The following is a 13,520-nucleotide window of genomic DNA, read 5'->3' as shown; positions in this document are numbered from 1 at the left end:
GCCGCAGTCGGGTCGGCCCATGGTCGGACGCCGTCGTCGTACTTCCGCCGGTCACCACTGCCGTCGGCGGCGGTTGGTCTCGTACGCCCACATCGCCAACTCGACCCGGTTACGCACCCCCAGCTTGGTCATCAGGCTGGTGACGTGCGACTTGACCGTGCTCAACGTGATGTAGAGCTCGTCGGCGATCTCCTGGTTGGTGCGTCCCCGCGCAACGGCGACCAGGACCTGCTCCTCCCGGTCGGTGAGCGCCTCGATGGGCTGCCTGCGCGGTGCGGCCGGATCGGCGTCGGCGAACGCCTTCAGCAGCCGCGTGGTGACGCTCGGCGCGATCAGCGCGTCCCCGTTGGCGGCGGCGTGCACGGCCTGGCTGAGCAGGTCGGGGCCGGCCTCCTTGAGCAGGAAGCCGCGGGCGCCCGCCCGCAGCGCCGCGTACACGTACTCGTCGAGGTCGAAGGTCGTGATGACGACCACCGCTAGCGGATCAGGGACCGTTGGCCCGGCGAGCGCCCGGGTGGCCTCGATGCCGTCCATGCCCGGCATCCGGATGTCGAACAGGCACACGTCGGGGCGGAGCCGACGGGCGAGTTCGACCGCCTGGCGGCCGTCGCCCGCCCCACCGACGACCTCGATGCCGGGCTGCGTGTTCAGGATGATGGTGAGGCCGGTACGGACGATCTCCTGGTCGTCCGCCACGAGGACGCGAACCGTCACGCGCCGACCCCCTCGCGCGGAAGCACGGCCGTGACGGTCCATCCACGGTCGGGATCGGGGCCGGCCTCGCAGGTGCCGCCGAGCAGGTCGGCGCGCTCCATCATGCCCACCAGGCCGAAACCGGGCGAGCCGGTCGGACGAGCGGCGCCGGCCTCGCCATCGTCGCTGACCCGCAGGCGCACGGACGTGTCGTCGGCAGCGACGCTGACCTCGATGCGGGTGGCGTGGCGCGCGTGGCGACGGGCATTGGTGACCGACTCCTGGGCCAGGCGGTAGAGCGCGGAGCCGACAGTTGGCGGAAGCTCGCCGAGGTCGCCGCGCAGCTCCACGTCGACGGTCGGACCGGTGCGGAACTGGCCGGCGAGCCGCCCGATGTCGGCGACCTGCGGGTTGGGCGCCAGGTCGGCGGGCTCGTTGCGGCGCAGGACGCGGACCATCGCGCGCATCTCGGCAAGCGCACGGGACGCTTCGGCCTCGATGGTGCGCAGCGCCTCGACGGCGGCATCCGGCTGGGTCGCCGACGCGGCGATGCCGGCCTGGGCTCGGATCGCCATCGCCGACACGTGGTGGGCAACCGTGTCGTGCAGGTCGCGGGCGAGCCGTTCACGCTCCAACAGCTTCACCCGATCCAGCTCGCGCAGCCGGGCGGCGGCGCGGAAGCGGATGGCGACACCCAGCGTGGCGGCGGCGAACATCACCGCGAAGCCGGCGACCAGCTCACCGCCGTCGGCCGAGCCGACCAGGCCGGCGGCGGTCACCTTGGTCACCACGAAGAACGAACCGAGCACGGCTTCCCGGCCGGAGCCCCAGCGGAACAGCGCGTAGACCAGGAGGACCAGGAAGCTCGCCGTGAACAGCTGGCAGGGATCGCCGGGTAGCACGAACGGGGCGACCGTGGTGCAGCCGAACGCGATCACCACCATCGCGAGCGGCGCCGTACGCCGCCACAGGAGCGTGGGCAGCAGCGCGAGCGCGACGACGACGCAGCCCACCCGCCAGGGCAGATCGGGTCGGAAGATTCCTTCCACCACGATCGCCGGCGCGAGGGCGGCGACCATCGCCCAGTCGCGCCACGTCCGCGACGGGGCGGGGGAGACACGCGGCTCGGTCAACACCGCGTGCAGGCGAGGATGCATGGGACTCATCGTACGAACGGTGGTGCGACTCCAGATCGTTCCAAAGTACGACCCGGGTGGCCGGTCGCTGGGCGATGGTCTCGATTACGTGAGCTGAAGTTTGGCGCGGACGGCGGCGGCGTCCGGATGGTCGAGGGCGGTGAAGATGTCCAGTGCCCGCTGCCAGTCGGCCCGACCGGAAACGGGGTCGCCAAGGGCGTGGCGGGTGTCACCGAGCCGGCTGAGGGTGTCCGCCTCGCCCCAGCGGTCCCCGAGGTCGCGCGTCAGCTCGAGCGTGCGCTCGTAGCACTCCACGGCCCGGCCGTACTGGCCGAGGTGATGGTGTGCGAAGCCGAGGCTGTCCCAGGTGGCGGCCTCACCGGCCCGGTCGTCGAGCTGCTGAAGGAGTTCGAGTGCCTGCTCGCAGTACGCCAACGCCCCGAGGTGCTCGCCGAGCTGGGCGAGGCACCAGCCGACCGCGTTGAGCGCGTCGGCCTGGGCCCTGCGGTGGCCGGCGGCCTCGGCCAGCACAAGGGTCCGCTTCGAGTGCTCAAGGGCCTTCCGGGGCTCGCCCTGCCGGTCCCACAACGAGGCGAGGTTCTGGTGCGTACGCGCCTCGCCCTCGGTGTCCCCGGCGCGGACGTACAGGTCGAGGGCCTGTTCGAGGTGGCCCAGCGCGTCGGCGTACTGGCTGACCACCGTGTGGGCGCCGGCCAGGAAGCGGTGCGCGACCGCCTGTGCGACCGGGTCGCCGAGGCGCTCGGCGGCGAGCAGGGCCGCCCGGCAGGTCTCGACACGGTCGTGCCAGTGCCCCTGCCGGTCAAGGAACGTGTCGAGGGCCCGCCCCAACCGCCAGGTGTGCGCGTCGAACCCGGCACCGGCGGCCTGCCGGAGCGCGGCGAGCAGGACCGGATGTTCCGCGGTCAACCAGGCCATCGCCTCCGCGTGGGTGGTGGGTCGCTCAGGATGCACGCCGTCAGCGGGCGGCGTCACGAGGTGGTCGACCGGGTCGCCGTACGGGCGCAGCAGGGCGTCGGCGGTGTGGGCGGTGTGGGTGTAGTGGTCGAGAAGCCGAGTGGTGGCGGCCCGACGGTCCGGCTCGGGATCGGTGCCGTCGCTGAGTTCAGCGGCGTACGCCCGCAACAGGTCGTGCGCCGTGAACCGGCCGGGCCGGTACTCGGCGAGCAGGTTCGCTCGGGTCAGCTCGGTCAGCGACCGGCGGGTGCCTTCCGCCGGAAGACCGGCCAGGCTCGCCGCCGCGGGCACAGTGGTGTCCGGGCCGGGGTGCAGGCCCAGCAGCCGGAACAGGTCGGCCGCCGGCGGGGTGAGCGCGGTGTACGACCAGGAGAACACCGCCCGTACCTCACCGACCGCGTCACCTGCGTCCAGTACGCCGAACCGCCGACCGACCGTCCCCAGCTCGGTCGCGAGGACGGCCAGCGGGAAGCCGGACTGCTGGGCTCTGGCGGCGGCGATGCTCAACGCGAGCGGTAGCCGGGCGCAGGCGGCGATGATCGCCTCGGCGGCCTCCGGCTCGGCGGCCACCCGTTCAGCGCCGAGCCGGTTGGTGAGCAGGTGACTGGCCGCGGCGCGGCTGAGCAGGCCGAGCGGTAGTGGGTGCGCGCTGTCGAGGCTGACCAGAGAGGTGAGCTGGTTGCGGCTCGTCACCAGCACCACGGTGGTGGGTGTGCCGGGCAGCAACGGACGGACCTGTTCGGCGTCCCGGGCGTTGTCGAGCACGATCAGGACCCGTTTGCCGGCCAGCGCGCTGCGGTACAGGGCGGCCTGGGCGTCGAGGTCGGCGGGCACCCGGGCGGCCGGCACTCCGAGCGCGTCCAGGAAGCCGTGCAGCGCCTTCGCCGCGCTCAGCGCCTGCCCGCGCGGGTCGAAGCCGCGCAGGTTCACGTAGAGCTGACCGTCGTCGAACCGGTCGGCGACGCGATGCGCCCAGTGCACGGCCAGGGCGGTCTTACCCACCCCGGCGGTGCCCGAGATGGCGGCGACCACGACGGCGGTGGGCGCGGCGACCAGCTTGTCGAGAAGGGCCAACTCGTCCTCACGACCGGCGAGGCTGGCCACGTCGGCGGGCAACTGCCGGGGCACCATCCGGGCGGGTGCGCGGGGCGCGCGACGGCGGCTCTCCTCGATCCGGTCCCGGGCGGTGGCCAACGCGCCCTGCTCGGCCGGCGTGGCACCGAGGAGCCGGACCAGGGCGTCGAGCCGGTCGGTCGGTGGCAGCGTTTTCCCGGTGAGGTACTCCGCGATCGCCGTGTGCGACCAGCCGGTGCGGGCGGCCAGCTCGCGATAGGTCAGCTCGCTGTCGCCCTGTTGGCGTGCGTGCCTGCGTCGCAACGCCCGCAACAACCCGGCAAGGTCGTCGGACGTTCGCGCCGTCGCAGCATCCAGCGTCCTGCCCCCCACAGTCAAAATAGACGTTCGTCAGTGTACGGCGGTGTACGGAATCCCGGCCAGAGGGCCGGCCCGCTCGGCGATTCTGCTCGGGTGCAGAGCGCACTGATCGAACCATTGGAGGTTACGTGTCCGTACATCTCAAGCCTCTGGTCCTGGCCCTGACCGTGCTCGCGGCAACGCTCACCGTCCCGGCGGCGGCCGCGTCGGCGGCGCCCGACGCGGCCATCTGCAAGACGAAGGCGGCCTGCTCCGACGGCGGCCTGCGCGCGACGTCGTCGGGCAGCTCGACCCGCACCACCGGTGACATCACGACCAACGCGATCCCGGTGCCCACGCCACCCGCGTTCCCGCCGGGCACCCCGTGCTACCGCGAGGAGGTCTCCGAGGAGGTGTACGAGACCGCCACCTACACCACCATCTACGAGTTGTACTTCCAGGCGAGCGTCTGCCTGTTCGCCAACGAGATCGTGCTCTACGGCCTGGACACGTCCCTCGCCTTCCCCAACGACGTGCAGGACCCCCGACTGACCTCGCTGCAGTTCGTGGTGCGGGACCAGATCGTCAGCTACAGCCCGACCGAGAAGGACGGCTACTCCGAGCTGTGGGTGACGTTCTGCCCCGACCCGGCGCAGCCGAGCACCTGCCAGCGGTACCTGCACCGGCTGGGCCTCATCTTCAACCCCGCCTGGGTCTACCCGTTCTCCGTGTTCGAGCGCCTGAGCTGACCGTGCCGGTGGCCTTCCTCCCGTGACTGATCAGGGCGTCTTCCGCGTAGCTTCACGACGTGGGGCGCCCTGATCACTCGTGCCGGCACCGGTTGCCAGCGGATCTCCGCGGCGTTACGTTGAGGTGCCATCGATAAGCTTCTACATCGCAAGCTACGGGGGCCCGCATGTCCACGTCTGTCACTCGCCGCACCGTCCTGGCCGGTGGGGCCGGTGCCGCCATCGGCCTGGCCCTGCCCGGCGCCGCCGCCCACGCCGGTGGACACCATCCCACCAACGTGAGCTTCACCCTCGGCGCGAGAACGCTCGACGGCGGTGAGCAGGTCACCTCGGTCACCCTCGACACCCGCCGGCTCGGATCGATCGACCCGGCCGCGCTGACCCCCGGCACGTTCACAGTGCACGCCAAGGCCACCAGCCCGATCCCGATCGCTCCCGGCGACCAGATCTTCAGCGAGTACGACCTGGACCGCACGGTGACCGCGGCCCGACTCGACCGGCACGGCAACATCGTGCTGGAGTTGAGCCACGCCGAGGGCCAACCCGGCGGTGGCACCCTCGGCTACATCCTGAGCAGGGGCCGCAACGTCCGGCTGGACCTCGTCTACACCATCACCCAGAACACCCCGATCGTCCGGCGGCACGGCTCGCCGGTGACCATCAGCCGCTTCGTGCAGGCAGGGCTGTCAAACCCCGAGGTGGACGCCTTCAGCCACCACGTCTCGGGCTCGGGTATGAAGTACCGGCTGTACTCGCCCGACCACTCGCCCCGGCATGGCCGGCGACCACTGATCGTCTGGCTGCACGGTGGCGGCGAGGGCGCCTCGCTGCCGGACGACTACTACGACAACGAGACCACGCTGCGCGCCAACCGGGGAGCGCTCGGCTTCGCCACCCCGCAGGCCCAGCGGATCTTCTCCGGCGCGTACGTCGTCGCGCCGCAGAGCACCTCCTACTGGATGGAGGACGGCCCCCGGTTCGCCCCGCTGATCCGCGAGATCATTCAGGACCTCGTACGCCGCAAGCGTGTCGACCCGGACCGGATCTACGTGGTCGGTTGCAGCAACGGCGGCTACATGTCCCTGGAGATGACCTCGACCTACCCCGACCTGTTCGCCGCCTCGGTGCCGATCTGCGGTGTCGTCGAGCCGCTCAGCGGGGAGGGCCCGCCGCTGATCACCGACGCGGAGCTGGCGAAGATTCGGACCCCGACCTGGCTGGTCACCTCGCGCGACGACGACACCGTGCCACCCGAGACCAACACGATCCACGCCCACGACCTCATCCCGGGATCACTGATCAGCCTGTACGACCACGTCGTCTGGAACGGCTACCAGTTCCCCGGTCACTGGTCCTGGATCTACGTGGCCCGCAACGACCCGAGGCTCAACGGCACCCACATCTGGCAGTGGATGGCCCGCCGCCGTCGGTGATCTGCCCTCCGAGGGCAGGCCGACGAGTGCCGACCGGCCGGCCGGCACGGCCTACTTGCGGCGTAGCTCGCGCAACACCCCGTGCCGGCGCAGGGCCCAGGCGAGGCGCCGGACGCTCGGGTGCCGCACGAACAGCACCGCCGCCCGGCGGATCAGGCCGAACCGGTCGTCGCTCAACTGGTTCTCGATCGCCTGCCAGATCAGCTCGCGCACCTTGGCGCTGGCCAACACCGCCCTCACCTCACGCCGCACCACAGGATCCTCGGCCGCCGACGCGATGGCGGCAGCCCGACCCGGCCGGTCAGCCAGCGGCTCCACCGCGGCCGCGACGAGCGGTCTGCGCACCTCGTCCTGCTCCAGCAGCAGCAACACCGCTTCCCGAATCTCGACAGTGTCCAGGGCGGACCGCAGCAGGCTCAGCAGGCTGCGCTCCACCTCGTGGTCATGGTCCGGAACGGACAGCGTGGCCAGCAGCACCGCGACCTCATCGAGATCGACGACGTGTCGCACCCCGGTGCGGAACTCCGGCAGCTCCCACGCGACCTGTAGAGCCTTGACGAGATTGCGGTTCATGGGCCATCGGCTACCCGCAAGCGACAGCCGACGAAACCCCGCGACCGGCCCGGGCCGGAGCACACCAACCTCGATCCGACTGAGAGCGGCCGCCCCTACCGGGGCGGCCGCTCTTCACCGGGTCAACACCACGTCAGGGTCGAGTTGACCCGGGTGACGTTGCTGATCGTGTTGTTCGCCCCACCGCAGGGGCTCTGGGTGATGTTGGTGCCGCTGACGGTCAGATTCTGGAACCGGATGCCGGAGGAGATCGGGAACTCGCTCCGGGCCGCGATCCGCACCTCGCCGCCGCCCGTCACCGTCCCGGACACCCCGGCGATGACGACGTTGTAGCAGTTCTCCACAAGGATCGCGTTGTTGCCCGTGTTCGAGATCGTCACCCGGTCGATGACCGCGCCACCGGACTCCGACACGCAGAAGATCCCCCGGCCACCGCCGGACGCGAGCACGGTTCCCACCCGGATATTGGTCGGGTACGAGTTGCCCACCCGGCCGTTGCGGTTGGCCATCCGGAACGCCGCGTACCCGGTTCCGGCCCCGGCGCCCTGCGCGTCGACAGTGCCCACCGTGGCGTTGATCGTGTCGTTGAGCAGCAGGCCGGAGTCCCGGGTGTTCCGGGCCGTGACCGTGCCGATCGTCAGACCGTCCACGCCGTACGTCTCCACCCCGTGGGTGCCGCTCCCCGACACGTACACGTTGTCGATGCGGACGTTGCGAACCTTCACCGCCCGATCTCCACCGTGGTTGTCGATGCGTACGCCCAGCCCGGCGGAGAGCCGCATGTCGATCTGCCCGAGAGTCAGGTTGTTCACGTTGCGCATGAAGATCCCGTACAACGGTGAACCGGTCAGCGTGAGGTTCTGCACCTCGACGTCAGTGGTCCCCCGCGAGTACACCGGCGCCTGGTCACCCGAGCCCGACCCGGTCACGTTGATCGTGCCGCACACCGCCAGAGTCGTGTACGACGGCAGCGACAACCGCGAGCCCGCGCTCATCGAGCCGGAGCCGCGAACCACCACCCGCTGCTTCGACGTACGACCCGTCGAGAGCGAGTTGACCGCCGCCTGCATCGCCGACAGCATGTCCGAACCCGAGTAGACCGTCGACGAGCCGTTGCGGGCCGTCCAGGTGCTCCCGCTCAGTACGGCCTCGGCGTTGCTCGACCCGCTGCCACAGCCGGTGGTCGGTGGCGTGCCGCCGCCTACCGCGACCAGCTGCCACTGCTGGTTCGGGCCGTTGAGGTCGGCGTACTGACTGATCCGGCCCCCGTCGGCGGTGGACCGCTCCCAGACCTCAAGTGCCTTGGCCGAGTGGCGGTTGATCAGCCGGACGTAACCGCTGTCGGAGTCGAGGACCTGGAACTGCTGGTTGATGCCGTTGACATCGGACCACTGGCGGTACTCGGCGCCGTCAGCGGTGTTCCACTCCCAGAGGTCGACGACCTTGCCGCTGTGCCGGGCCTTGAGGCGGTAGTAGCCGCTGCCGGAGGAGACGAACTGGAACTGTTGCCACGCGCCGTCGTTACGGGACCACTGCTGGATCACCGCGCCGTCCGCCGTCGAGGTGTCCCGGACGTCGAGGACCTTGCCGCTGTTCCGGTTGACCAGGACGTAGTAGGCGTTGGTGTCGATGCTCGCCGCCGCTGCCGGCGGTGCGCCGACCAGAACGGCACCAACCGCGCCGACCAGCATGGTGATCATGGCGAGCACCAGGCCCGTACGCCGGCCGCGACGCATCGTCCCACTGCCGGACGGTCTTCTCGTGCTGGTAGCGGACATCGCTCCTCCTGGCTGGAATGGGCTCCGGGCGAAACTGGACGGGTGTCGACGACCGCGGGCGCCTACTCCAGGTGGAAGGTGGCCGAGGCGCGTTCGGCGCTCGAACTGACCGCCTCGATGTAGAGCAGTCCGTCGCGGTGGCGCACGTGGCGGCCCGGGAAGTTCTGCGACTCCAGGGAGATCCCGGCGCTGTCGGCGAGGCCGCCTTGACGACGGAAGCTCGCGTCGCCGCCGAACAGCGCCGAGCCGTCGTTCTTCTCCACGTACAGGGCGTAGCCCCGGTGACGTAGGTAGTAACCGGGGAAGTTGGTCGACTCCAGCGACACCGAACCGCCGCCGGCGAGGCCGGTGACGATGCGGAACTGGGAGTCGGCCAGGTTGGTCACGTTCGGCTCGATCCGGGCCCGATAGTCGTAGTGCCGGATGTAGCTGCTGGCCTGATCATGTGACCGCAGCCGCACCGGTGTGGCCCCGTCGGGCACCGGGATGCCGAAGTTCGGGGTGCCGTCGGCGTTCCAGTACACCTTCTGCAGCCGGGTGCGTCGGTTCGGGTCGTTGAGCGGGTCGCCGGTGATGTCGCGGTAGTTCCGGTCGTGGTAGACGAGGATGTCGCTCTGCCCGTCCTCGGAGACGGTGAACGAGTTGTGGCCGGGGCCGTACTGGCTGGTGGCCGCGTTGCTGGCGAACACCGGGCTGGGGCTCTTGCTCCAGGAGGCGGCATCGAGCAGGTTCGCGCTGGCGGAGGCGCTCAGCATCCCGAGGCAGTAGTTGGCGTCCGTGGCGCTGGCGGAGTAGGTCAGGAAGATCCGGCCATTTCGTTGGATCACCGCCGGTCCCTCGGCAACCCGGTAGCCGCGGGTCTCCCAGTCGTACGTCGGCACGACGAGCCGAGTCACGGTGCCGGTGATCTGCCACGGGTTGGCACCCATCCGGGCGAGGTAGACGTTGGAGTTGTTTCCGATCGCCGGTTCCTGCTGGGCCCAGGTCAGATAGCGCACCCCGTTGGCGACGAAGGTCGAGGCGTCCAGGCTGAAGGTGTCCCAGGGCGTGGTGATGCGGCCGCGTTCCGTCCACGAACCGGTCAGCGGATTCGCGTTGGCGTTCTCCAGCACGTACATCCGGATCCGCCACACGTCGTCGGTGCGGCCGGCAGCGAAGTAGATGTACCACCGATTGTTTATGAAGTGGATCTCTGGCGCCCAGATGTGGGCGCCCATCTCTCCGCTGGTGTGGCGGCTCCAGATCGTCGTCTCCGCGGCCGTCGCCAATCCTTGCAGTGTGGTCGCTCGGCGCAGGACGATCCGGTCGTACTGCGGCACCGTCGCGGTCAGGTAGTAGTAGCCGTCGGTGTGCCGGAAGATGTGCGGGTCGGCCCGCTGGTTCACCAGCGGGTTGGTGTAGTTGACGGCCGGCGCGGCCTGCGCCGGCGCCGCCACGAGCAGGCCGGCCGACACGGCGAGGACCACCAACACCGCGGCCAGCATCGACCGCAGACGCCAAGTGACGCCGTGGCCGGCAGGCCCCCGACGGGTGTTCGGGTCGGTTCGAGGGGATGGCAGCGGCATGTGTCCTCCGCGAGCTTGGGAACGGCCATGACCAGCACCGGTGGCACCGCGACAATCCCGTGGCCGGTCCGGTCGACGCCGGGCGGCGACGTCGGGCAGGACCGGGGGAGAGGCGCGAAGGGCTGGGAATGTGACGGTGGCGTTGCTATCAGGTGGCGGAGTTCATGTTGGCGTTAACATCGATGGCTGTCAAGGTATGGTGGCCGCCCTCCTGGCCGGAGCAGCCGCCGTCGCGCACCTGGAGGTAGTGTCCTCGGCGTGCTGCGACGGTGGGCTCTGGCGATCCTGATGGCGGCGTTCGGCGTGCTGGTGGCGGTGACGCAACTGGCCGATGGTCTGCCCGTCGTCGGCGGCGTCGAGTTGGTGGTCTTCCTGGCGTTGGCGTTGCTGCTGTCACCGTGGGCCTTTCCCCGCTCGATGGGCGCCGCCGAGGCGCAACGGGCCAGCGCGGTCGACGGCCGGCCGATCGTGTACTGGCGTCCCGGCTGTCACTACTGCCTCCGGCTCCGGTTCTCCCTCGGCCGGCTCGCGCGGCGGGCGCACTGGGTGGACATCTGGCGTGACCCGGCCGCTGCCGCCGCCGTCCGGGCGGTAGCCGGCGGCAATGAGACAGTGCCCACCGTCGTGCTCGGCGACCAAGCCGTCGTGAACCCCGACCGGGCCTGGTTCCGCCAGCAGCTCGGCTCGTCCTGACCCGACGGCACCCTCATCTCAGGAGGTCACCGGCGAGGTACACCGCGAGCGGGCGGCGCAGCACAGTGATGTCGCTCGTCGGGTCGCCGTCCACGATCAGCAGATCAGCGTTGAACCCCGGGCGGACCCGGCCCTTGCGTCGCCCCAGACCACACACCTCGGCACCGACCGAGGTCGCTGCGGCGAGAGCGACCGTGGCGGGAATGCCGCAGACCACGTACTCGACCAGCGTCTCGGGCAGGATCCCGTGCGGCTTCGCGGGGCCGAGACCCGCGTCCGAACCCGCCACCAGGCGGACCCCGGCCCGGTGCAGCGTGGCAACGCCGTCGCGCAGCGCGGCCTCGCTGAGCCCGGCCCGCGCCGCCATCTCCACCACCTCGAGTGGCGTGACCACGGCCGGGTCGGTGCCGAGCGTGGCACAGACTGCCACCCCGGACGCGGCCAGTCGGTCCGCGAGCTCAGCGGGGACACGGGCGCCGGCCGAGGTGACGCAGGTGCAGTGTTCGATACCGTCCACACCGACGCGCAGCGACTGCTCGACCGCGCCGAGCGCGTGCGCGTGAGCGGTCACCGGCAGGCCCAGATCGTGGGCCTGCGTCAGCGCGGCGGTCAGCTCCTCGTCGGTGAACTGCGGCCTCGTGGTGTCGGTGCCCGGGGTGAACACCCCGCCGCTGGCCATGACCTTCACCAGATCGGCCCCGGCCGCCGCCCGCAGACGTACGGCCTCGCGGACCCCGTCGACACCGCTCGCCTCACCCCCCAACGACCAGCAGTGCCCGCCGACGCTGGTGAGCGGTGCGCCCGACCCCACCACCGTCGGAAGGTCGTCCCGCACCCGCCGATCCCGCCAACGCAGCACCGCGTCACGCCGGTCGCCCAGGTCCCGGACCGTCGTGACGCCGGCCGCCAGGTGCCTACGTAGTGACGCCTCGACGACCGTGTCGAGGTCTGACTCGGGACGATCGGCGAGCCGGCCGAGCGCGTCGGGCCCGGCGTCGGCGCACAGGTGCACGTGCGCGTCGACCAAGCCGGGCAGCAGCGTGCCGTTCGGCTCCTCGCGCACCGGCCAGCCTTCCGGCGCCCCGGCGCTACCCCGGCGCACGTCGGCGATGCGCCCGCCGTCGACCAGGACCAGCACCCCGCCGTCCACGAGCCGTTCGCCGTCGAACATCCGGGCCACCCGGACCGCATGTTTCGTCATCGTCACCCCATCCCACACCGCTCGGCGCAGCTGCCACCGGTCATGGCCTGACCATCGCACCGCCGAGTGCGCGCAGCCTCCCTCGCCAGAGCGATGTCTCGTCCCCCAGCCGAGTTAGCGATCCGCCCGTACGGTGTCCGTGCGGAATCCGCCCTTTGCTCTGCACCCGCCCACGCACCACGCACGGTCCGTAACTGGCGAATGGGCGGGTGCAGAGCAAAGGTGGGGTGCCTCTGGTGTGGCCGGTGGGGGTCGGCGCCCCGCGCCACCTGCGCGACCCGGACGGATGTCTGGTCGAGGTCGGACAGGGTCCTTGGCCCACCCGTTCGCCGGGGTCGTCGTCCCGTCGTATCTCCATGGCATCATGCTGGGCCATGGATCATCAGGGGCAGTTTCGTCGTGCAGCGCTCGAGGTGGGCATTCCGGATGACGAGCTCAGCAGGTTCACCGACCACCTGCGTCTGTCGATCCGGTTGAGCGGCGGTTCCGGCGGTGCCCCGGTCGGGCAGTTCGGTGGGTTGCCCCGACTACCGGTGGGCACCGACTGGCCGACCGCCGGAACCAGTCCGTTGCCATTCATCTTCTCCGTGGACTGTGCGGCGCTGCCGAGAATCGACGGCTTCGGCCTGCCGGCAGACGGCTCGCTGCTCTTCTTCCTGGCCCACCAGGAGGACCACCTGGCCGGTGGCACCGGAGACCGGAGGTACGCGCGGGTCGTGTACGTGCCGGCCGACACCGATACCGAGGTGGCGGAAGAACCGAGCATCCCCAACTTCGTCGGCGAGCAGTACGACGTCCGCGCCACGCTGGTCGCGGAGCTGCCCCCTTGGATCGCGACGCACGACGACGACGAGGACGACGAGGACGACCTGTCGCCCTTCCAGCAGCAGTTGGTCCGTGACCTGGAGCGTGACCTGCCGCACCTGGAGGAGCTCCGTGCGCTGGCCGACGACCTCTGGTCGCCCGATGGAGGGCTTGCCAGCGCCGATATCGGCGGGTACGCCGACGACGAGGTGATCAGGAGTATCGCGGAGCAGACCCTCGCCGGACGGGAGAAGGCCGGCGAGATTGTCGTCCCGGTGGCGCAGTGGTATTCCCAGGTGGAGAAGGAGAAGCACCGGCTGACGAGCGAATGGGTGTCGCTCGCCCGTTTTTCCGTGGCCGACGAGTTCTACTACGGCAGCTTCGTCATCCGCCACGACGACCTGGCCGCCGGTCGGCTGGACGAGGCGCTCTCCGTGACCGATTTCAGTGAGTAGAACAGCGCCAGGCAGCGCAGGTGCGCTGCCTGCGGTCGTCCGTCGATCGAGC

The 13,520-nt window shown here is 70.6% G+C and carries 11 protein-coding genes; 4 read left to right on the top strand and 7 right to left on the bottom strand.

What is annotated here, in order from left to right; all coding sequences use genetic code 11:
- Positions 1-51: 51 nt before the first annotated feature.
- The 3 genes from KBX08_RS12900 to KBX08_RS12890 all read right to left on the bottom strand — a co-directional run bounded on the left by KBX08_RS12900 (position 52) and on the right by KBX08_RS12890 (position 4,250).
- Positions 52-714: a response regulator transcription factor gene (locus tag KBX08_RS12900; protein WP_210783607.1), complete on the bottom strand. Its 663-nt coding sequence runs from the start codon at positions 712-714 to the stop codon at positions 52-54.
- The gene (locus KBX08_RS12895) at positions 711-1,850 is read right to left on the bottom strand and encodes a sensor histidine kinase (RefSeq protein WP_210783605.1); all 1,140 of its coding nucleotides are present in this window, start codon (positions 1,848-1,850) and stop codon (positions 711-713) included. Before KBX08_RS12895 ends, KBX08_RS12900 begins: the two co-directional genes overlap by 4 nt.
- 84 nt (positions 1,851-1,934) lie before the next feature.
- Positions 1,935-4,250, bottom strand: a complete 2,316-nt coding sequence (locus KBX08_RS12890; protein WP_210783603.1) for a tetratricopeptide repeat protein — start codon at positions 4,248-4,250, stop codon at positions 1,935-1,937.
- A 116-nt stretch (positions 4,251-4,366) separates the two neighbouring features.
- Between KBX08_RS12890 and KBX08_RS12885 the strand changes: the two genes are divergently transcribed.
- Positions 4,367-4,966, top strand: coding sequence for a hypothetical protein (locus KBX08_RS12885; RefSeq protein WP_210783601.1), 600 nt, complete (start codon positions 4,367-4,369; stop codon positions 4,964-4,966).
- A gap of 167 nt (positions 4,967-5,133) precedes the next feature.
- A complete protein-coding gene (locus KBX08_RS12880; protein ID WP_210783599.1) occupies positions 5,134-6,399 on the top strand; it encodes a prolyl oligopeptidase family serine peptidase in 1,266 nt (421 codons plus the stop codon).
- Positions 6,400-6,450: 51 nt separating this feature from the next.
- Here KBX08_RS12880 and KBX08_RS12875 read toward each other — a convergent pair whose 3' ends face one another.
- The 3 genes from KBX08_RS12875 to KBX08_RS12865 all read right to left on the bottom strand — a co-directional run bounded on the left by KBX08_RS12875 (position 6,451) and on the right by KBX08_RS12865 (position 10,315).
- The gene (locus KBX08_RS12875; RefSeq protein WP_210783597.1) at positions 6,451-6,972 is read right to left on the bottom strand and encodes a hypothetical protein; all 522 of its coding nucleotides are present in this window, start codon (positions 6,970-6,972) and stop codon (positions 6,451-6,453) included.
- A gap of 122 nt (positions 6,973-7,094) precedes the next feature.
- Positions 7,095-8,750 (bottom strand): RICIN domain-containing protein, encoded by a 1,656-nt coding sequence (locus KBX08_RS12870; RefSeq protein WP_372494807.1) that lies wholly within the window; start codon positions 8,748-8,750, stop codon positions 7,095-7,097.
- Between the two features lie 62 nt (positions 8,751-8,812).
- Positions 8,813-10,315, bottom strand: coding sequence for a family 43 glycosylhydrolase (locus KBX08_RS12865; protein WP_238689919.1), 1,503 nt, complete (start codon positions 10,313-10,315; stop codon positions 8,813-8,815).
- Between the two features lie 258 nt (positions 10,316-10,573).
- Between KBX08_RS12865 and KBX08_RS12860 the strand changes: the two genes are divergently transcribed.
- A complete protein-coding gene (locus tag KBX08_RS12860; protein ID WP_210783595.1) occupies positions 10,574-11,008 on the top strand; it encodes a glutaredoxin domain-containing protein in 435 nt (144 codons plus the stop codon).
- Positions 11,009-11,021: 13 nt separating this feature from the next.
- On the opposite strand, the gene KBX08_RS12855 is transcribed toward KBX08_RS12860, so the two are convergent.
- The gene (locus KBX08_RS12855) at positions 11,022-12,209 is read right to left on the bottom strand and encodes an amidohydrolase family protein (RefSeq protein WP_210783593.1); all 1,188 of its coding nucleotides are present in this window, start codon (positions 12,207-12,209) and stop codon (positions 11,022-11,024) included.
- A 374-nt stretch (positions 12,210-12,583) separates the two neighbouring features.
- Between KBX08_RS12855 and KBX08_RS12850 the strand changes: the two genes are divergently transcribed.
- Positions 12,584-13,468, top strand: coding sequence for a DUF1963 domain-containing protein (locus KBX08_RS12850; RefSeq protein WP_210783591.1), 885 nt, complete (start codon positions 12,584-12,586; stop codon positions 13,466-13,468).
- Positions 13,469-13,520: the final 52 nt, after the last annotated feature.

Source organism: Micromonospora sp. H61 (assembly GCF_018070325.1).
GTDB lineage: Bacteria > Actinomycetota > Actinomycetes > Mycobacteriales > Micromonosporaceae > Micromonospora > Micromonospora salmantinae.
The sequence above is the reverse complement of the archived record's forward strand: the minus strand, read 5'-3'. Positions and strand labels throughout refer to the sequence as shown.